General features: G+C 67.1%; 17 protein-coding genes. 4 read left to right on the top strand and 13 right to left on the bottom strand.

The window, feature by feature from the left end:
* Positions 1–23: 23 nt before the first annotated feature.
* Together PKB_RS05855 and PKB_RS05850 are read right to left on the bottom strand one after the other, a co-directional pair.
* On the bottom strand, positions 24–1,172 hold the full coding sequence (locus tag PKB_RS05855) for an aromatic ring-hydroxylating oxygenase subunit alpha (RefSeq protein WP_043249832.1): 1,149 nt from the start codon (positions 1,170–1,172) through the stop codon (positions 24–26).
* A gap of 19 nt (positions 1,173–1,191) precedes the next feature.
* Entirely contained in the window at positions 1,192–1,791 is a 600-nt protein-coding gene (locus PKB_RS05850; RefSeq protein ID WP_043249831.1) for a TetR/AcrR family transcriptional regulator, read from the bottom strand.
* A 98-nt stretch (positions 1,792–1,889) separates the two neighbouring features.
* Between PKB_RS05850 and PKB_RS05845 the strand changes: the two genes are divergently transcribed.
* Positions 1,890–2,735 carry a crotonase/enoyl-CoA hydratase family protein gene (locus tag PKB_RS05845; RefSeq protein ID WP_043249829.1) on the top strand — a complete coding sequence of 282 codons (846 nt, stop codon included), beginning with the start codon at positions 1,890–1,892 and terminating at the stop codon, positions 2,733–2,735.
* Positions 2,736–2,774: 39 nt separating this feature from the next.
* On the opposite strand, the gene PKB_RS05840 is transcribed toward PKB_RS05845, so the two are convergent.
* The 3 genes from PKB_RS05840 to PKB_RS05830 all read right to left on the bottom strand — a co-directional run bounded on the left by PKB_RS05840 (position 2,775) and on the right by PKB_RS05830 (position 8,215).
* Positions 2,775–3,725, bottom strand: a complete 951-nt coding sequence (locus PKB_RS05840) for an IS110 family transposase (protein ID WP_043248478.1) — start codon at positions 3,723–3,725, stop codon at positions 2,775–2,777.
* Positions 3,726–4,018: 293 nt separating this feature from the next.
* A complete protein-coding gene (locus PKB_RS05835) occupies positions 4,019–7,102 on the bottom strand; it encodes an efflux RND transporter permease subunit (protein ID WP_043249827.1) in 3,084 nt (1,027 codons plus the stop codon).
* 6 nt (positions 7,103–7,108) lie between these two features.
* Complete coding sequence (locus tag PKB_RS05830; RefSeq protein ID WP_043249826.1) at positions 7,109–8,215, bottom strand: efflux RND transporter periplasmic adaptor subunit; 1,107 nt, start codon at positions 8,213–8,215, stop codon at positions 7,109–7,111.
* 95 nt (positions 8,216–8,310) lie between these two features.
* Between PKB_RS05830 and PKB_RS05825 the strand changes: the two genes are divergently transcribed.
* Positions 8,311–8,943, top strand: a complete 633-nt coding sequence (locus PKB_RS05825) for a TetR/AcrR family transcriptional regulator (protein ID WP_043249824.1) — start codon at positions 8,311–8,313, stop codon at positions 8,941–8,943.
* 70 nt (positions 8,944–9,013) lie between these two features.
* Here the strand turns inward: PKB_RS05825 and PKB_RS05820 are convergent, their stop codons facing one another.
* The 7 genes from PKB_RS05820 to ppc form a co-directional block, all read right to left on the bottom strand.
* Positions 9,014–9,799 (bottom strand): class I SAM-dependent methyltransferase, encoded by a 786-nt coding sequence (locus PKB_RS05820; RefSeq protein WP_043249823.1) that lies wholly within the window; start codon positions 9,797–9,799, stop codon positions 9,014–9,016.
* 47 nt (positions 9,800–9,846) lie between these two features.
* Positions 9,847–10,674 (bottom strand): isocitrate lyase/PEP mutase family protein, encoded by an 828-nt coding sequence (locus PKB_RS05815; RefSeq protein WP_043249821.1) that lies wholly within the window; start codon positions 10,672–10,674, stop codon positions 9,847–9,849.
* A 60-nt stretch (positions 10,675–10,734) separates the two neighbouring features.
* Positions 10,735–11,592 (bottom strand): DUF72 domain-containing protein, encoded by an 858-nt coding sequence (locus PKB_RS05810; RefSeq protein WP_043249818.1) that lies wholly within the window; start codon positions 11,590–11,592, stop codon positions 10,735–10,737.
* 3 nt (positions 11,593–11,595) lie between these two features.
* Positions 11,596–11,946: a hypothetical protein gene (locus tag PKB_RS05805; protein WP_043249816.1), complete on the bottom strand. Its 351-nt coding sequence runs from the start codon at positions 11,944–11,946 to the stop codon at positions 11,596–11,598.
* An 88-nt stretch (positions 11,947–12,034) separates the two neighbouring features.
* On the bottom strand, positions 12,035–12,709 hold the full coding sequence (gene tsaB, locus PKB_RS05800) for a tRNA (adenosine(37)-N6)-threonylcarbamoyltransferase complex dimerization subunit type 1 TsaB (RefSeq protein ID WP_043249814.1): 675 nt from the start codon (positions 12,707–12,709) through the stop codon (positions 12,035–12,037).
* 87 nt (positions 12,710–12,796) lie between these two features.
* Complete coding sequence (gene adk / locus PKB_RS05795) at positions 12,797–13,444, bottom strand: adenylate kinase (protein WP_043249812.1); 648 nt, start codon at positions 13,442–13,444, stop codon at positions 12,797–12,799.
* Between the two features lie 159 nt (positions 13,445–13,603).
* Positions 13,604–16,240 (bottom strand): phosphoenolpyruvate carboxylase, encoded by a 2,637-nt coding sequence (gene ppc, locus PKB_RS05790; protein ID WP_043249810.1) that lies wholly within the window; start codon positions 16,238–16,240, stop codon positions 13,604–13,606.
* A gap of 193 nt (positions 16,241–16,433) precedes the next feature.
* Here ppc and PKB_RS05785 point away from each other — a divergent pair, with 193 nt between their 5' ends.
* Entirely contained in the window at positions 16,434–16,781 is a 348-nt protein-coding gene (locus PKB_RS05785; protein WP_043249808.1) for a hypothetical protein, read from the top strand.
* Between the two features lie 65 nt (positions 16,782–16,846).
* Here PKB_RS05785 and cadR read toward each other — a convergent pair whose 3' ends face one another.
* The gene (gene cadR / locus PKB_RS05780; RefSeq protein ID WP_043249806.1) at positions 16,847–17,314 is read right to left on the bottom strand and encodes a Cd(II)/Pb(II)-responsive transcriptional regulator; all 468 of its coding nucleotides are present in this window, start codon (positions 17,312–17,314) and stop codon (positions 16,847–16,849) included.
* An 86-nt stretch (positions 17,315–17,400) separates the two neighbouring features.
* Between cadR and PKB_RS05775 the strand changes: the two genes are divergently transcribed.
* Positions 17,401–19,692 (top strand): heavy metal translocating P-type ATPase, encoded by a 2,292-nt coding sequence (locus PKB_RS05775; RefSeq protein WP_084166577.1) that lies wholly within the window; start codon positions 17,401–17,403, stop codon positions 19,690–19,692.
* Positions 19,693–19,825: the final 133 nt, after the last annotated feature.

The raw sequence follows: 19,825 nt of genomic DNA, 5'->3' as shown, positions 1-19,825 counted from the left end.
TGTGCCGGGCGTTTTCGTTTGCGTCAGGCGATGACGCTTGGCTCGTCCAGCGCCTCGTCGAGGTTCTGGTGGAACCACCTCAGTGCCACTTCGTAGCGGCCATGCCAGAGCCGGTCGCTGGCCCCCGAGCGAATGCCGTTCTGCACCCGCGTGGCCATGGCGAAGTCCTCTTCCAGGGCGGCGTAGAGGATTTCGTTGTTCTTCTCGAAGTAGCGCCGGGCCTTTTCGGTCGCCGGGTCCTCGGGCAGGAGCGTGTGGCTGAGCACCCGCGTGGCCAGCGGGCCGTCGGGGTAGACGCTGGTGAAGTCGATGTGGTCCGGCTCCACCAGCACCAGGGTGTTCGGCCAGAGGTAATAGAGCAGGTTGCCGTGGCGGCGCAGGTCCCATTGGTATTCCGGCTGCCCGGGCAGCTCGCGCAGGTTGCGCTTCGCGTAGTAGTTGCGGATGTGCCGGCCGAAACGCTCGAAACTGCCAAGGTTGGGCCAGAACAGGTGGTCGATGGTCGCCTGGTGCGCCTTGGCCACGTGGTAGTTCTCGAGGAAGGTGTCGACGGTCAGCTTCCAGTTCACCGGCCGGCGGATGTCGCGGGGGTCGAACAACACATGATCGTCGACCGCAAAACTCTCGAAGTCGGCGAGGATCTCTTCGCCGAAGAACCCATCCAGGTCCAGCGCCGACCCTGGCGACAGCCGCGCCCAGACTGCGCCGAAGCGTTCGGCAACCGGCAGTTCGGTAAGGTTCAGGCAGGCCCGGTCGACACCCTCGAAACCGTAGCCATGGGGAATGCCGCGCAGGCTGCCGTCCGGGTTGTACGACCAGGCGTGGTAGGGACAGACGAAGACTCGGTTGCTGCCGCTTTCCTCTGCCACCAACTGCGTGCCGCGATGCTTGCAGACATTCAGGAAGGCGCGCAGGCGGCCTTGCTCGTCGCGGGTCAGCAACACCGGCACCAGCAGCTCGCGGGTGAGGAAATGGCCGCTGGGAATTTCGCCGGAGCGCGCCACCAGCACCGGTTCGCGCAGCAGGACTTCTTCACGCTCGCGGCGATAGCGGACCTCATCCAGATACGCCGTTACCGGCAGGGCCGACGGGGTTTCAGCGCAATCGGAAACACCCTGTTCGGCCAGCGCCAGAACCTTTCGCAGTAACCGCACTTGCGTCTCGTGGTGCATCTTCGCCTCCTCTTCCCTGTCAGGCAGTGATCGGCGCCAGCGCGCCGCGAATGAAGTGCCAGAGCTGCCGTGCCAACTGCTCGGCCGGTGGCCTGGGCTGGCGCGCCAGCGCTTCCAGCAGCGCCTGGTGCAGGCCGCCGAGGATCATCGCCGACACCAGTTGCGGGTCGAGGCTGGCATTGAGTTGGCCGGCGGCCTGGCCGCGGCGGATGTTGTCGGCGCCCTGGCGGATGTTCTCGGCGATACGCTGCGCTTCGAGCGCGGCGACCTCCGGCTCGCGCGCGAGGCTCACCAGCACCAGCGGCGCCAACGGTTCGGCATAGACGAACTCGACCGCGCGGCGTACCCGTTGCTCTTCGCGCAGGCTCCAGTCGCAGGCATCGGGCAGCGGGTCAGCGACCATCACCTGGGCCTGGTAGCGGTCGTAGAAGTCCTCCGCGACGGCAGCCAGCAGGCCAGCGCGCGAGGCGAAGTAGCGGTAGATCAGCCCGACGGAGACGCCCGCACGATCTGCTACGCGGCCCACTTCCAGGCCACCGCCGAACTCCAACAGGTCATCGCGCGCGGCCTCCAGCAGGCTGGCGCGGGTTTTCAGGGCCTTGGCGGAAAGATCGGGCATGACGGGACTCGTGGCACTGGACAGAAAAAGTGAATTCAATTTACTTCTTTTCAGCACTTAGCCAAGCCCACTTCCGAACCCCGACCAGCGAGAAGTCCATGAGCGAGTCCAGCGTGTACTCCACCGTGCTCTATAGCGTCGAAGGACGCGTCGCCACCCTCACCCTCAACCGCCCCGATCGGCTCAACGCCATCGACGACCGCATGCCCGCCGACATCGAGGCCGCTGTGGCCCGCGCCAACGCCGACGACGCCGTCCACGTCATCGTGCTCACCGGCGCCGGGCGCGGTTTCTGCAGCGGCTACGACCTCAAGTTCTTCGCCGAGAACCCGCGCGGGGTCTACGGCAGCCAGGAAATGCCCTGGGACCCGATGGTCGATTACGCCCTGATGAAGCGGAACACCGAGCAGTTCATGAGCCTGTTCCGCAGCTACAAGCCGGTGATCGCCAAGATCAACGGCCCGGCGGGGGGCGGCGGCAGCGATATCGCGCTGTGCTGCGACCTGATCGTGATGGCCGAGGAAGCGCAGATCGGCTACCCGCCGGCGCGGGTCTGGGGCTGCCCGACCACCGCCATGTGGGTCTACCGCCTGGGGCCGGAAAAGGCCAAGCGCATGCTGCTCACCGGCGACCTGATCGACGGCCGCGAAGCGCAGCGCCTGGGCCTGGTCTACCAGAGCGTGCCGCTGGCCGAGCTGGACGCCACCGTCGATGCGCTGGCCGCACGCATGCAGGGCATCCCGAAGAACCAGCTGATGATGCAGAAGCTGATGATCAACCAGGCCTTCCACAACATGGGCCTGGAGAGCACGCAGATGTTCGCCACGCTGTTCGACGGCATCACCCGGCATAGCCCGGAAGGCGTGCGTTTCAAGGCGCGGTGCGAGGAAGTGGGCTTCGCCCAGGCGGTGCGCGAGCGGGATTCGGGGGCGCCGATTCCCTGAGGGAAACGCCAGGCGCTCGGTATAGCACCGTAGGAGATTCTATGTCAATGACGGCTCCTGCTTTGGAGGCTGGTAGCTGGTCTGGGATTGCATCAGGGCAAAGGCAATTCGGGCCAATTTGCGGGCGAGGATAGTCAGGGCCTCGATCTTCTTCAGGCCGCGCGCCAGGTAGCTTTGGTAAAGGGCCTGCCAGCGCTGCGTGCGCGCTGCCGCCATGGCCGCGTTGTGGAGCAGCCGACGGATTTCAGGATCCCCTTGCTTGGTCAGCTTTCGACGGCCGCTATAGCGGCCGGACTCCTTGAGCCGCACATCCAATCCGATAAAGGCGATGAAGGCATCGCTATTGCGAAAACGTCCTCGCAGAAATGCCAGGTTCAGGGCCGCTGCCGTCAGCGGTCCGATCCCTTCGATGGCCTGGCAGCGCTTGCTTTGCTCCATTAGGCCAGCCTCTCGCAGCGCCTGTTGAATCTCTTTCTCCAGGCGTGACTCCAGTGTGGCCATTTGCTTGAGAACAGGCTTTAGCGCCTTGGCCAGGGAGCGATCCTGGGAAAAGCTCTGGCGCAACGAGATGGCGCTACGGACCAGTGCAGCACGCCGATGCAGCAGTGTCTGCAGGCGGCAGTAGGCCTTGCTCGGCGGCTGCCAAGGCTCCAGTTGCGCTTGTTCGTGGGTCAGGTAACGGGCCAGCAGCAGGGCATCGCTGCGATCATCCTTGTTTCGCCCACCAATCCCCTTGCGGTAGTTGCTCAGGCGAAAGCCATTGATGACGTAGATCCGATGTCCCCGCGCATGCGCCAGGGTCGCAACATCCATGTGATAGGTGCTGGTCGCTTCGATCGCGATGGCGCAGCAGGGAGGGAGGGTTTTCAGCCAGGCCTTGATAGTGCGGACGTCATTGGCCAGTTCGAATACCTCGCCCGAGCGTGTATCGCAGAGGCTCAGCGACTCCTTGGCGACATCGATACCGATAACCGGAACTTGGCTTGTCATGGGGTTCTCCGACAGTGAAGATGGTCCAACCTGTCGGGAGCTCACATTGGCGCAGGCTTGCCGGTATTGTCGGTTTGAGCGGCTACTCAATCCGATGGATTCCTTATCGGCGCTTGTCGTGAGCGGGTGGGTGGGGGAAGTCTCCTACCGTCTGGCTTGCAGAAGCGGATCTTGTCCCTCCACACCCCGACAGGTTCCTACCCTAACGCCATACAAGCGGATCTCATCCGCGAATCACGCCGGAACCTCCGGCTATCGCGGACAAGGTCCGCTCCTACGGGTTATGGGAAGCGTTATGCGTTATCGGGTGCCGGTGTCTTCTTCACCCGGAACCAGGCCGCATAAAGCGCCGGCAGGAACAGCAGGGTCAGCGCCGTGGCGACGATCAGGCCGCCCATGATCGCCACCGCCATCGGCCCGAAGAACACGCTGCGCGACAGCGGGATCATCGCCAGCACCGCCGCCAGGGCGGTCAGCACGATCGGGCGGAAGCGCCGCACCGTGGCCTCGATGATCGCGTGCCAGCGGTCCAGGCCATGGGCGATGTCCTGCTCGATCTGGTCCACCAGGATCACCGAGTTGCGCATGATCATCCCGGACAGCGCGATGGTGCCCAGCATGGCGACGAAGCCAAAGGGCTTCTGGAACAGCAGCAGGAACACCGCCACGCCGATCAGCCCAAGGGGCGCGGTGAGGAACACCATGGCGGTGCGCGAGAAACTGCGCAGCTGGACCATCAGCAGGGTCATCACCACCACGATGAACAGCGGGACGCCGGCGTTCACCGAGTTCTGGCCCTTGGCCGAATCCTCCACCGTGCCGCCGACCTGCAGCAGGTAGCCGTCGGGCAGCTTGGCGCGGATCGGGTCGAGGGTCGGCGAGACCTGCTTGACCAGGGTCGCCGGCAGCGAGTCGTCGTAGATGTCGGCGCGCACGGTGACGGTCGGCAGGCGGTTGCGCCGCCAGATGATGCCCTCCTCGAAGCCGTACTCCAGGGTCGCCACCTGCGACAGCGCCACGCTGCGGCCGCTGCTGGTCTGCAGCGCCAGGCTCGGCAGCTGCGACAGGTCGCGCCGCTCGCGCTCGTCGCCGCGCAGGAGGATCTCGATGAGCTCGTCATCCTCGCGGTAGTAGCTGACGGTCGCGCCGGTCAGCGAGCTCTGCAGGAACTGCGAGATGTCCTGGGTGCTCACGCCCAGGGCGCGGGCGCGGTCCTGGTCGACATTGAGGTAGATCGCCTTGCTCGGCTCCTCCCAGTCCAGGTGCACGTTCACCAGGTGCGGGTTCTCGCGCATCTTCGCCGCCACCTGACGGGCCAGCTCGCGCACTTCCGGAATGTGCTCGCCGGAGACGCGGAACTGCACGGGGTAGCCCACCGGCGGGCCATTCTCCAGGCGGCTGATGCGGGTGCGCACCGTCGGGAAGTCCTCGGCCATGCGCTGAATCAGCCACTGGCGGACTTGCTCGCGGCTCTTCAGGTCCTTGGTCAGCACCACGAACTGGGCGAAGCTGGCCGCCGGCAGTTGCTGGTCCAGCGGCAGGTAGAAGCGCGGCGAGCCGGTGCCGACGTAGGCCACGTAGTTCTCGATGCCCGGATGGCCGGAAAGCATCTTCTCCAGGCGCTTGGCCTGCTCGTCGGTGGCCGTGAGCGAATCGCCCTCGGCCAGCTTGAGGTCGACCAGCAACTCCAGGCGCGCCGATGGCGGGAAGAACTGCTGCGGCACCAGGCGGAACAGGCCGATGGAGCCGATGAAGGCCAGCAGGGTGAGGACGATCACCGTCTTGCGGTGCACCACGCACCACTCCACCAGGCGCCGGAAGCGCTGGTAGAAGGCGGTCGAATAGGGATCGTGGCCCTTGTCGCTGCCGCCGTGCTTGGCGGCGTGAATCTTGGCCAGGTCCGGCAGCAGCTTGTCACCCAGGTAGGGCACGAACATCACCGCGGCAACCCAGGACACCAGCAAGGCGATGGTCACCACCTGGAACAGCGAGCGGGTGTACTCGCCGGTACCGGACTGCGCAGTGGCGATCGGCAGGAAGCCGGCGGCGGTGACCAGGGTGCCTGTGAGCATCGGGAAGGCCGTGCTGGTCCAGGCGAAACTGGCCGCCTTCAGGCGGTCGTAGCCCTGCTCCATCTTCACCGCCATCATCTCCACCGCGATGATCGCGTCGTCCACCAGCAGGCCGAGGGCAAGCACCAGCGCGCCCAGGGAAATCTTGTGCAGGCCGATGTCGAAGTAGCGCATGCAGACGAACGTCATCGCCAGCACCAGCGGAATCGACAGCGCCACCACCAGGCCGGTACGCAGGCCGAGGGAGAAGAAGCTCACCAGCAGCACGATGACCAGCGCCTCGGCCAGCACGCGGACGAACTCGCCAACCCCCTCGCGGACCGCCGCCGGCTGGTCGGACACCTTGCGCAGCTCCATGCCGGCGGGCAGGTTCTGCTGCAACGTGTGGAACTCGTCCTCCAGTGCCTTGCCCAGCACCAGGATGTCACCGCCGCTTTTCATCGACACGGCGATGCCGATGGCGTCGTCGCCCATGAAGCGCATGCGCGGCGCGGGCGGGTCGTTGAAGCCGCGATGCACGTCGGCCACGTCGCCGATACGGAAAGTGCGGTCGCCTATGCGAATGGGGAACTGGCGGATGTCCTCCACCGAATCGAAGCGCCCCGACACGCGCAGCTGCACGCGGTCGCTGGCCGTCTCGAAGAAGCCCGTCGCGGTGACCGCGTTCTGTTCTTCCAGTGCCTTCTGCACTGCCGCCAGCGGCAGACCGAGGGTGGCCAGCTTGGTGTTCGACAGGTCGATCCAGATCTTCTCGTCCTGCAGGCCTTCCAGCTCGACCTTGCCGACATCCTTGATGCGCTGCAGCTGCAGCTGGATGCGGTCGGCGTAATCCTTGAGCACCGCGTAGTCGAAGCCCTTGCCGGACAGCGCGTAGATGTTGCCGAAGGTGGTGCCGAACTCATCGTTGAAGAAGGGCCCCTGGATGCCTTGCGGCAGCGTGTAGCGGATGTCGCTGACCTTCTTGCGGATCTGGTACCAGAGCTCGGGAATGTCGGCGGAATGGAAGTCCTCGCGGGCGACGAAGGTCACCTGGGACTCGCCCGGCCGCGAGAAGGAGACGATGCGGTCGTAGTCGCCGGTCTCCATCAGCTTCTTCTCGATGCGCTCGGTGACCTGGCGCGAGACTTCCTCGGCGGTGGCGCCGGGCCAGTTGGTCTTGACCACCATGGCCTTGAAGGTGAACGGCGGGTCTTCGCTCTGGCCGAGCTGGGTGTAGGAAAGTACCCCGGCGATACCCAGCAGGAGCATGAGATAGAGCACGATCTGGCGGTTCTGCAGAGCCCATGCAGAAAGGTTGAAGCGCATCCTGCGTTACTCCTTCGCCAGCAGCTTGACCGAACGATTGTCCCGGTCCACCGGGCGCACCTGCTGACCTTCGCGCAGCACCTGCACGCCGGCCGCCACCACCCAGTCGTCGGCCTTGAGGCCTTCGAGCACGGGCACGCGGTCCTCGGCGAAGGGGCCTATGCGGATCGGCTGGCGGTGCAGGGTCGAGGTAGCCGGATCGACCACCCAGACGAACGCCTGGCCGCCTTCGGCACTGACCGCCGCGAGCGGTACGGACAGCGGCACCTGGCCATCGGCCGAGACATAGACACGGGCGCTCTGGCCGATTTCGGCGGACACCTTGGCGTCGTCGAAGGCGACCCGCGCGGCGAAGGTGCGCGACTGCGGGTCGGCGGCCGGCGAAAGCTCGCGGATATGCCCGCTGAAGCGTTTGTCCGGCTGCGACCAGAGCTCGACGCTGACGTTCTCGCCGATGCGGAAGCGCTCGATGGCGTGCTCGGGGAAGCTGATCGCCACTTCGCGGTCGCCATCGGCGGCCAGGGTGAGAAGGACCCCCTGCCCCGCCGCTACAACCTGGCCGACCTCGACGCGACGCGTGGCGATGACGCCGTCCTGCGGGGCGCGCAGCACCGCGTATTCGGCCTGGTTGCGCGCCACGTCGTATTCCGCGCGAATCTGCTTAAGGCGCGCCTCGCCGGCGCGGTAGGTGTTCTCGATGTTGTCGAACTGCGACTGGCTGACCAGCTTGCGCTCCAGCAGCGTCTTGTAGCGCTGGTACTCGGTGCGCACGGTCTGCAGGTTGGCCTCGGCGGCGGCGACCTGGGCGCGGGTGGCCTCCAGTTGCAGGCGTACGTCTTCCGGGTCGAGCTCCGCCAGCGGCTGGTCGCGACGCACCCTTGCACCGCTGTCCACCAGGCGCTTGCTCACCTTGCCGCCGATGCGGAACGCCAGGTCCGGCTCGTAACGCGCATGGACCTCGCCCGGGTAGGCCTCGGTAGCCGCGCGCGCCGGTTGCGGCTGCACGACCATGGCCGGGCGCGCCAGGGGCTTGGGCGGCTCGCTCTGGCTGCAGGCGCTGAGCAAGACGGAAAGACTCAGGGGAACGGCGACGGACAGTACATGGCGGAGCATGGTGGTGACCTTTCGCAAAGCAGGTTGGAATTCTTATACTCAGCGGTATAGTAAGAATACAAAACTAACCAGTCCAGTATTTGAATTGTAAAGACATGTCCCAGACCTCTACTCCGAACGGCCCCGGTCGCCCGAAGGATCCGGCCAAGCGCCACGCGATTCTCGAAGCCGCCAAGGAACTGTTCGTCACCAAGGGCTACGACGGCAGCAGCATGGAAGCCATCGCCGCCGAGGCCGGGGTATCCAAGCTCACCGTCTACAGCCACTTCACCGACAAGGAGACGCTGTTCTGCGAAGCGGTGCAGTCCAAGTGCGCGGAGACGATGCCAGAGCTGTTCCACGAGCCGCCGGCGAACGCCTCGGTGGGCGTCCTGCTGCTCAGCGTTGCGCGCGGCTTCAACCGCCTGATCAACAGCGCCGAAGCCATCGCCCTGAGTCGCCTGATGGTCGCCCAGGGCGGGCAGAGCCCGCAGTTGTCGCAGATGTTCTTCGAGGCCGGCCCGCAGCGCGTGCTCGACCAGTTGGAGCGGCTGATCACCCAGGCCCAGCTCAAGGGCGAACTGCGCGAGGGCGACCCACGCAACGCCGCCGAGCATTTCCTCATGCTGGCGCAGGGCTGCCTGCACTTCCGCCTGCTGATCGGCTGCGCGGAAATGCCCGACGCCGAGGAAAGCGAAAAGCATGTGCGAGAGGTGGTGGATATCTTCCTGCGCGCCTATCGGCCCTGAGCGGCCGACGGAGATGGCCATCCCCTGCTGGAGCGAGCTTGCTCGCGAATGACGATGCGCCGGGGCGTACTCAGGCCTTGAGCGACTTCAGCGGGTAGATGTCGTAGCGGCTCGACTTGCCTTCCAGGCTGTAGCTGGGCTTCGCGCCCTCGATGATCGGCGCCTTGCGCGGGCGCTTGACCACTACGCGGTGGGTAGCGAGCTTGAGGGCCGCCTGGAGCAGCGCCGGGGCATCCATGTCATCGCCCACCAGCGGGCGGAACAGGCGCATTTCCTTCTTCACCAGGGCGCTTTTTTCGCGGTGCGGGAACATCGGGTCGAGGTAGATCACCTGCGGCGCTTCGCCTTCCCAGGCGCTCATCAGCTCGATGGCGTTACCCTGGTGCAATTGCATGCGCGCCGCGATGGGCGCCACTTCCAGATCACGCGCGGCGCGGGCCAAGCCGTCCTCCAGCAGCGCTGCGATCAGCGGCTGGCGCTCGATCAGCTGCATCTCGCAACCCAGCGTGGCGAGCACAAAGGCATCGCGGCCCAAGCCAGCAGTGGCATCGAGGATGTGCGGCCGCACGCCTGGCTGCACGCCTACCGCCTTGGCGATCATCTGCCCGCTGCCGCCGCCGAACTGGCGGCGATGGGCGGCGGCGCCCTCGACGAAATCAACGCGCACCGGCCCGGGCGAATCCGGCCCCAACTGCAGCAGCTGCACCCCGTCGTCACCGACCTGCACGGCGAAGTCCGCGTCGTCCCCTTCGGCGCACGCCAACCCGAGGCGCTGCGCCCACTGTTCGGCAGCTTCGCGCCAGTGCGGCGCGAGGGCCTGGACGATGATGCGGGGGGCGGTGGCGGTGTCGCTCATGCGGGTCGATCCGGTGCAAAAGCGCGGATTCTACCGCAGGCCGCCGGCTAGCGCCGGAACAGCTGGTTGATCTGCGCGAAGGGCATGCCCTCCTGCGTGGCCTGCAGACGGCCAGCCGCCAACTCCCGGGCGGCATGGAAGAAGGCGCCGAAGGCCACGCGCGCCAATCCCGAGCCCAGGCTGACACGCCGTACGCCCAGCTCGGCCAACTCATCAAGCGTAAGGCGCAGCGCCGGCGACCCGACCAGCACGTTGACCGGGCGTGGCGCGACGGCACTAACCACCGCGGCAATCTGCTCCCGCGTGGTCAGGCCCGGGGCGTAGAGCACATCGGCTCCGGCCTCGGCGAAGGCGACCAGGCGGCGCAGGGTATCGTCGAGATCGTTGCGGCCGTGCAGGTGGTTTTCCGCGCGGGCCGCCAGGGTGAAGGGAAAGCCCAACGAACGCGCGGCCTGCACGGCGGCTTGCACGCGCTCGACCGCCAGTTCGAAGGGGTAGATGGGCTCGTCCGGGCGCCCCGAGGCGTCCTCGATGGAGCCGCCAACCAGGCCGATGCTGGCCGCCAGGCGGATGGTCTCGACGCAATCCTGCGGATCATCGCCGTAGCCGTTCTCCAGGTCGGCGGCCACTGGCAGCGGCGTCGCCTCGACGATGTCGCGGGCATTGGCCAGGGCCTCCGCGCGGCTCACCTCACCTTCGGCGTCACAGCGCCCGAGGCTGAAGGCCAGCCCGGCACTGGTGGTGGCCAGGGCCTCGAAGCCCAGCCCGGCGAGCATCTTCGCCGAGCCGGCGTCCCAGGGATTGGGCAGCACGAGCAGGCTTTCGCGCTGGTGCAGCGCCTGGAACGCCTTGCCGCGTTCGTATTGGCTGGTCATGGCAACGTCCTCGCACGATGTGGGCTCAGCAGGTTAGCCCTGTCGCCCACCGCGCGCGAGCTAGAGCAAGCCCAGTTGCTCGACTTCCGGCTTCGGCTCGGCGAGCGGCGGCAGGCCCGGCAGGCGCTCGCCCAACAGGCGGTGGAAGCGCTGTGCCTGCTCCGCCGCGCGATGGTTGTCCGGGGTATGCAGGAAGATGTGCGGGGTCAGGCCCTGCTCGATCCAGGCGGCGACCTTGTCGACCCAGGGCAGCAGCCAGACCTGGTTGGCGTCCAGGTCGGGGCCGCCGATGAAACGCACTTGCGGGCTGTCGCTGAATGCAGCCGGGCGCACCGGAACGCGCGGCTTCTTGGATTGCGCGTGGCGCACGGCCGGGTCGTCCGATTGGCAGGCGAAGAGCGCTCGCGAATCCAGGCAGATGCGCTCGACGCCGCGCTCGTGCAGCAGGCGGTTGAGCACCCTCTCCTCCTCGCCCTTGGCGAAGAAAGCCGCATTGCGCACCTCGACGGCGATGCGCCGGCCCGAGAATTCGTCCAGCCAGGCCGCCAGTTCGCCCAGGCGCGTCGGCCCGAAGCTGGCGGGCAGTTGCAGCCACAACGGGCTCAGGCGCGGCCCCAAGGGCGCCAACAGGTCGAGAAAAGCTTGCGTGGCGTCGAACTGCTCGCGCAGGTCGCCCTCGTGGCTGATGTCGCGCGGGAGCTTGGCGCAGAAGTGGAAGTCTTCGGGCATGGTCTGCGCCCAGCGCGCCAGGGTCTCGGCGCCTGGCCGGGCGTAGAAGGTGGTGTTGCCTTCGACCGCATTGAACGCCTGGCAGTAGAAGCCCAGGGTGTCGTTCGGCGAGGTGTCGGCGGGATAGAAACTGCCGCGCCAGGCCGGCTCGTTCCAGGACGGACAGCCCAGGTAGTACGGCAAGCTCATGGATCAGGCGTAGAGGTCGATGCCCAGGACTTCCGGGCCGTCGTTGGCGGCCAGCGGCAGGCTTGCGGTGCTGCTGTAACTGGCCAGCGCCTGGGCGGCGCGGCTGTTCAGCGGCATCTGGTAGGTCAGGTTGGCGCCGAAACTGACCGGCAGGCTGTCGCTGCTGGCGTTGCCGGCCTCGACCTTGCGCGCCTGCGCCTGCTGCTCGAAACCCTGGCTGGCGGAAACCGGCTGCGGTTGCTCACGGCGCGCCTCGGCCTCACGCATCACATCGCGATAAGGCGTGACCGCGGTGCCGGGGCGGCTACCGGAGTCAGGCGTTACGGAGTAACTGGAGAGGCCGTCGATACGCATGTTCAGGGCTCAGCGGGTAAGGCTTTCACTCTAGCGAGCAGGCCTTTTCTTGGCAATTGCGGGAAATTCCTTATTGTCGACCCAGGAATCAACTGGCCTTCGGGGTGGCCACATTGTCGCGCAGGTAGACCGGCTGCGCCTGGTCGGCCGGCAGCGCATCGCCGCGCTCCCAGGCGAACAGCGCCAGGTCGAGCAGGTCGTCGGCGTGCGGCAGGAGGCTGGCGTCCTCGCCCTGCACCTGCACTGCCAGGCGCTCGCGATAACCCCAGCCGGTGCCGGCGCCGAACCAGTCGCCAGCGGCGTCGCGCGGCAGCGCCACCTTCTCCGGCGGCAGCACGGCTTCGGCCCCGGCCAGGCGCATCTCGCCCTGCTCCAGGCGGAAGCAGCCCCAGTAGACCTCGTCCATGCGCGCATCGATGGCCGCCGCGACCTGGCCGACGCCATGTTCGCGGTAGGCGCGCTGGGCCAGCACTGCCAGGTCGGAGATCGGCAGCACCGGCTTGTCCAGGGCGAAGGCCAGGCCCTGGACCACGCCGATGGCGATGCGCACGCCGGTGAAGGCGCCCGGACCGCGACCGAAGGCGATGGCGTCGACCTCGGCCAGGGCAATGCCGGCCTCGTCGAGCAGCTCCTGCACCATCGGCAGCAGGCGCTTGGCGTGCAGCCGCGGAATCACCTCGTGGCGGCTGAAACGCCGGCCGGCGTGCAGCAGCGCCACGGAACAGGCTTCGGTGGAGGTATCCAGGGCCAGCAGGGTCGGCATCGGGGTCTTCCGGCAGGAGGAAAAAGGGCGGGCATTATAAACGCCAAAGGCCCGCAAGCGGGCCTTTGGTGCAGATCCGGCGGCGACTCAGCTGAGCGCGGCCAGGACCTTGGAAGTGATCTGCTCCACCGAACCCACGCCTTCGACGCGGCTGTATTTCGGGGTGCCTTGGGCAGCAGCCAGCTTCTGGTAGAAGTCGACCAGCGGCTTGGTCTGGGTGTGGTAGACCGACAGGCGGTGACGCACGGTTTCTTCCTTGTCGTCTTCGCGCTGGATCAGGTCTTCGCCGGTGACGTCGTCCTTGCCGGCAACCTTCGGCGGGTTGTGCTCGACGTGGTAGACACGGCCGGAAGCCGCGTGCACGCGACGGCCAGCGATACGGCTGACGATCTCTTCGTCGTCGACGGCGATCTCGACCACGTGGTCGATGCTCACGCCGGCTTCCTTCATGGCCTCGGCCTGCGGAATGGTGCGCGGGAAGCCGTCGAACAGGAAGCCGTTGGCGCAATCGGGCTGGGCGATGCGCTCCTTGACCAGGTTGATGATCAGGTCATCCGAAACCAGGCCGCCGGCATCCATCACGCTCTTGGCCTTCAGGCCCAGCTCGGTGCCGGCCTTGACTGCAGCGCGCAGCATGTCCCCGGTGGAGATCTGCGGAATGCTGAACTTCTCGGTGATGAAACGGGCCTGAGTACCTTTGCCGGCACCGGGCGCCCCGAGCAGAATCACACGCATCGATATGCTCCTTAGTCTTGTTGAAAGCGAAATCCCGGATCTGCCGCTGAGGCCAATCTGAACATGCTTGAAATGGCGCAGGAATGCGCCGAAAGGATGCCCAAGATACACAGCGCGTCCTACACGCACAAGCCACCGCAGAGCGGTGGCGACAGGCCTTCAGCCGGTGTTCCGAAGGCCCGCGGCGATGCCCGCGACTGTCACCAGCATGGCCTGTTCCAGACCGCCGCAGACATCGCCCTGACAGCGTCTGGAGCGGGCCAGAAGCTCGGCCTGAAGCAGGTGCAGCGGATCCAGGTAGATATTGCGCACGGCAATGGATTCGCGGGTCTCGGTAGCCTGTGCGAGCAGGCGTTGTTGACCGGTCAGTCCAAGCACCACGCGCACCGCCTGCGACAATAGGTCGCGTAAATGCGTACCTAAAGGTCGCAGTTCCGATTGCACTAGACGATCGTCGTAGAGTTTGGCGATCTCGCCATCGGCCTTGGCCAGCACCATCTCCAGCATGTCGATGCGCGCGCGGAAGAACGGCCACTGGCTGCGCATGCGCTCCAGCAGCCCGCCCTCGCCGCGCTCGATGGCGTTGAGCAGCGCGCTTTCCCAGCCCAGCCAGGCCGGCAGCATCAGCCGCGTCTGGGTCCAGGCGAAGATCCACGGAATCGCCCGCAGGCTCTCGATGCCGCCTTCGCGACGCTTGGCCGGACGGCTGCCCAGCGGCAGGCGGCCGAGCTCCTGCTCCGGCGTGGCCTCGCGGAAGTAGTCGACGAACTGCGGGGTCTCCCGCACCACCTTGCGATAGGCCGCCAGGGAGTCCTTGGCCAGGTGCTGAATCTCCTCGCGCCAGGCCGGTTCCGGCGCCGGTGGCGGCAGCAGCGTGGCCTCCAGCACGGCGGCCAGGTAGAGGTTGAGGTTCTGCCGGGCGATGCCAGGCAGGCCGAACTTGAAGCGGATCATCTCGCCCTGCTCGGTGGTGCGGAAACGCCCGGCAACCGAGCCCGGCGGCTGCGACAGGATGGCCGCATGGGCCGGGCCGCCGCCGCGCCCGACGGTGCCACCGCGGCCATGGAACAGCAGCAGTTCGACACCATGGCGACGACAGATTTCCACCAGCGACTCCTGCGCGCGGTACTGCGCCCAGGCCGCAGCCAGGGTGCCGGCGTCCTTGGCCGAGTCGGAGTAACCGATCATCACTTCCTGCGGTCCGGCCAGGCCTTCGCGGTAGGCGTCGAGGCCGAGCAGACGGTCGATGCACGGACCCGCGTTGTCCAGGTCGTCGAGGGTTTCGAAGAGTGGCACCACGCGCAGCGGCCGGCGCAACCCGCACTCCTTGAGCAACAGTTGCACCGCCAGCACGTCGGAAGGATGCCCCGCCATCGAGATGACGTAGGAACCCAGCGAAGCCTCTGGCGCAGCGGCCGCCACCCGGCAGGTGGCGAGGACCTCGGCGGTTTCCGCGCTGGCCTGGTAGTCCGCCGGCAGCAGCGGTCGGCGGCTGTTCAGTTCTTCCAGGAGGAATTCCTGGCGCACCGCCTCGTCCCACTCCTCATAGCGTCCCAGGCCGAGGTAGTCGGTGATCTCGCTTAGCGCACGGGCATGCCGCGTGGAGTCCTGGCGAATGTCCAGGCGGGTCAGGAACAGGCCGAAGGTGGCGGCGCGGCGCAGGCTGTCGAGCAGCGCACCGTCGGCGATCACGCCCATGCCGCAGGCGTGCAGCGAGCGATGGCAGAGCTGCAACGGCTCCAGCAGTTCGCGGTTGTCCTGCAGCACCTCTGCCGGTGGCTCCTCGTCGACCGTCAGGGCGCGCTCGGCCCAGGCGCGGGTCGCACGCAGGCGCTCGCGCAGTTGCTTGAGCAGCGCGCGATAGGGTTCGGCGACCTCCCCCACTTCGGCGCGCAACTCCTCGCTCGCCTGCTGCATCGAGAGGTCGGCGGCCAGGCTGTCGACATCGCGCAAATAGAGGTCAGCAGCCATCCAGCGCGCCAACAGCAGCACTTCGCGGGTAATGGATGCAGTGACATTGGGGTTGCCGTCGCGATCGCCCCCCATCCAGGAAGCGAAGCGCACTGGCGCAGCTTCCAGCGGCAGATGCTGGCCGGTGCAGGCGAACAGGGTTTCGTCGACCTGGCGGAGGAAGTCCGGCACGGCCTGCCACAGCGAGTGCTCGATCACCGCGAAGCCCCACTTGGCCTCGTCCACCGGAGTGGGCCGGGTGCGGCGGATCTCCTCGGTGTGCCAGGCCTCGGCGATCAGCCGGCGCAGGCTTGCGTGCACTTGCTGGCGCTCCTCGGGGAGCAGGTCGGCGTGGTCCTGGGCGGCCAGTTGCGCGGCGATGGCGTCGTATTTCTGGATCAAGGTGCGCCGCGCCACTTCGGTGGGGTGCGCCGTCAGCACCAGCTCGATGTCGAGGCTCGTCAGTTGCGTGGCGAGGGTCGCAGGCTCGATGCCGGACTTGCGCAGCCGCCCCAGCAGCTCGCCGAGCACGCGGTTCTCGAAGGCTTCCGGCTCCTTCGCCTGGCGCCGGCGGATGCGCTGGTACTGCTCGGCGATGTTGGCCAGGTTGAGGAACTGGTTGAAGGCCCGCGCCACCGGCAGCAGTTCGTCCTCGCCGAGGCCGTCGAGGGTCGCGGTGAGCTGCCGCGCGCCCTCCGCGGAGCCTCGCCGCGCCGACTTGGCGTTCTGGCGGATCAGTTCGATCTTGTCGAGGAAGGCCTGGCCGTACTGCTGGCGGATGGTCTGGCCGAGCAGTTCGCCGAGCAGGTGCACGTCCTCGCGCAGGCGCGCGTCGATCTCCGGCATGGCGGATCTCCTTTAGCGAATCTTCTTACAGTGCCGTCTGGCGACACCGGCTGACAAGCGTGCGACGAACGCCCGCGATCCTCCTCGGACAACGGCTAGGCTGAAACTGATCCCGAACGATTCGGTCGATCTCCCCGGCAGCCCCAGAAGGGCTGTCTTCCACGCCCGCCACGAGCGGGCCCACGAGGTGAACATGAAGATCCGCGATCTGGTACGCCATTGGGAACAAAGCGCCCGGGGGCGCCTCACCAGCCACCGCTACAGTATCCCGCTGGACGTGGAAACCGCCGCACGCCTGGCCGCGCTGCACGACCTGTATCCCAAGCGCAGCGTCGAGGAACTGCTTGGCGAGCTGGTCGGCTCGGCCCTCGAAGAGCTGGAAGCGAGCTTCCCCTATGTGAAGGGCAACAAGGTGGTCGCCACCGATGAGCAGGGCGACCCGATCTACGAAGACGTCGGCGTGACGCCGCGCTTCCTGCAGCTATCGCGCAAATACCTGCACGAACTGACCGAGCGGGACGAGCAGCCGAGCCATTCCTGAAACTGCTGTTCACTGGGTCCCCGCGTTCGCGGGGATGACGTCCAACGGATGGCGCGGGGGCCCAATCAATGTCGGCCGTGAACCCCGGGCACATGCAGGTGCCCGGCCTCGGCGCAGGACTCCGAAACGACCGAAGGCTCGGCGGGCTGCTCCAGTTCACGGAGGATGCCGCAGGCCTCGCTGCTCCCGGTGCCGCTGCAGCGGGCGCGCAGGTCCTGCAGTTGCTGGCGCAGCGACTGCAGTTCGGCGATGCGCACCTCGACGTGGTGCAGGTGTTCGTCGATCAGCTGGTTGGCGGTGCCGCAGTCGGCCTCCGGGCGGTCGCGCAGGCCGAGGAGGATGCGGATTTCCTCCTGGGTCATGTCCAGCGAGCGGCAATGACGGATGAACGACAGCTGATCGACATGGCTGCTGTCGTAATGGCGGTAATTGCCGCCCGTGCGCGCCGGCTCCGGCAGCAGGCCCTCGCGCTCGTAATAGCGGATGGTCTCCACCGGGCAGCCGGTCAGTTTCGCCAGTTCACCGATCTTCATCGGACGCTCCTGCGGATAGCCGCTTGACTCTGTAGTTGCTACAGGGTGTGCAATCGCCGGCACATCGTCAAATGGGAAGCGACCTGATGACCGACGCCAACAGCCGCCAGAGCGGATGCGGCAGCTGCTGCGGGCACGACCACGAGCCCGTCCACCGCCCCGCCCACACGCATGAGCATGGACACGCTCACAGTCACGATCATGACCACGGTCATGACCATGAACACGCCCGCCACGCGGCGCCCGCGCCGAGCGCCGCCGCGCTCGCGGCCAGCGGCGAACTGCGCTGGAGCAGCCTGCGCATCGAAGCCATGGACTGCCCCACCGAAGAACGCCTGCTGCGCGATGCGCTCGGCAAGGTGCCGGCCGTGGAGCAGCTGGAGTTCAACCTGATGCAGCGCCTGCTCAAGGTGCAGCACCGCTTCGACAGCCTGGAGCCGCTGCAACAGCTGATCGCCTCGCTGGGCATGGAGGCCGAGGCGCTGCAGGAGGGCCAACCGCTCTCCCCCGCCCCGACCCGCCGCAAACCCTGGTGGCCGCTGGCCCTGGCCGGCGCCCTGGCGTTGCTGGCGGAAGTCCTCGAATGGTTCGCCATCGGGCCGCACTGGCTGGTCGCCGTGCCGGCCATCGCGGCCATCTTCGGCGCCGGCCTGCCGACCTATCGCAAGGGCTGGATCGCCCTGAAGAACCGTGACCTGAACATCAACGCCCTGATGAGCATTGCCGTCACCGGCGCCATGCTCATCGGCCAATGGCCGGAAGCGGCGATGGTCGCGGTGCTCTTCGCCATCGCCGAACTGATCGAGGCGCGCTCCCTGGAACGTGCGCGCAACGCCATCCGCGGCCTGCTGCAACTCGCGCCGGAGCAAGCCACCGTGTTGCAAGACGGCGAATGGCGCGAGGTCGCGGTGAAGTCGGTCGCCATCGATGTCCGCGTTCGCGTACGGCCCGGCGAGCGCATCGCCCTGGACGGCGAAGTGCTCGAAGGCCGCTCCAGCGTCAACCAGGCGCCGATCACCGGCGAGAGCCTGCCGGTGGAAAAACAGGCCGGCGACACCCTCTTCGCCGGCAGCATCAACGGCGAAGGCGCCCTGGAATACCGCGTCACGCGCGGCGCCGACGACAGCACCCTGGCGCGGATCATCCATGCGGTGGAAGAAGCCCAGGGCTCGCGCGCCCCCACCCAGCGCTTCGTCGACCAGTTCGCCCGCGTCTACACCCCGGTGGTGATCCTCATCGCCATCGCTACCGCGCTGATCCCGCCGCTGGCCTTCGGCGCCGCCTGGCTCGACTGGGTCTACCGCGCCCTGGTGCTGCTGGTCATCGCCTGCCCGTGCGCGCTGGTGATTTCGACTCCAGTGACCATCGTCAGCGGCCTGTCGGCGGCGGCGCGCAGCGGCATCCTGATCAAGGGCGGGGTCTTCCTCGAACTCGGCCGCAAGCTGCAATGGCTGGCCCTGGACAAGACCGGCACCCTCACCGAGGGCCGTCCGCGGCAGACCGACTTCCAGGCCCTGCGCGGTGATGCCGCGCGCGGCCGCGTGCTGGCTGCCAGCCTGGCGGCGCGCTCCGACCACCCGGTCTCTCAGGCAGTCGCCCGTGCGGCCGAAACCGACAACCTCTCGCCGTACGCGGTGGGCGCCCTGGAAGCCATCGCCGGGCGCGGCGTGAAAGGCGAGATCGACGGCCGCCTCTACCACCTGGGCAACCATCGCCTGGTGGAGGAACTGGGCCTGTGCTCGACGGCGCTGGAAGCCCGCCTCGACGCCCTCGAACAGCAAGGCAAGACCGTCATCGTCCTGCTCGACAGCGAAGGCCCGCTGGCGCTGTTCGCCGTCGCCGATGCGGTGAAGGAGACCAGCCGCGAGGCCATCGGCGAGCTGCATCGCCTGGGCGTGAAGACGCTGATGCTGACCGGCGACAACCCGCACACCGCCGCAGCCATCGCCACCCAGGTCGGCATCGACCAGGCGCGCGGCAACCTGCTGCCGGAAGACAAGCTGGCCGAAGTGAAGCTGCACCAGGCCGATGGCGCCCGCGTCGGCATGGTCGGCGACGGCATCAACGACGCTCCTGCCCTAGCCCGCGCCGACATCGGCTTCGCCATGGGCGCGGCCGGCACCGACACGGCCATCGAAACCGCCGGCGTGGCGCTGATGGACGACGACCTGCGCAAGCTGCCGCAGTTCATCCGCCTGTCGCACCGCACCCATGCCGTGCTGGTGCAGAACATCGCCCTGGCGCTGGGCATCAAGGCGGTCTTCCTGGTCCTCACCCTGGCCGGCTTGGGCACCCTGTGGATGGCAGTGTTCGCCGACATGGGCGCCAGCCTGCTGGTGGTGTTCAACGGGCTGCGGTTGTTGCGGCAGAAGGTCTGAGCGCCTTTCGGCGCATAACCGCCTCGCGGTTATGCGCCTTACTCCGCTTCTCTCCGTCGTTCCCGCGAACGCGGGAATCCAGCTAACAGCGTCTTTTGGGCCCCCGCGTTCGCGGGGGTGACGTGTCTGAGCC

Source organism: Pseudomonas knackmussii B13 (genome assembly GCF_000689415.1).
In the GTDB taxonomy this organism is placed as follows: Bacteria; Pseudomonadota; Gammaproteobacteria; order Pseudomonadales; family Pseudomonadaceae; genus Pseudomonas; species Pseudomonas knackmussii.
This window is presented reverse-complemented; position numbering and strand designations above follow the sequence as displayed.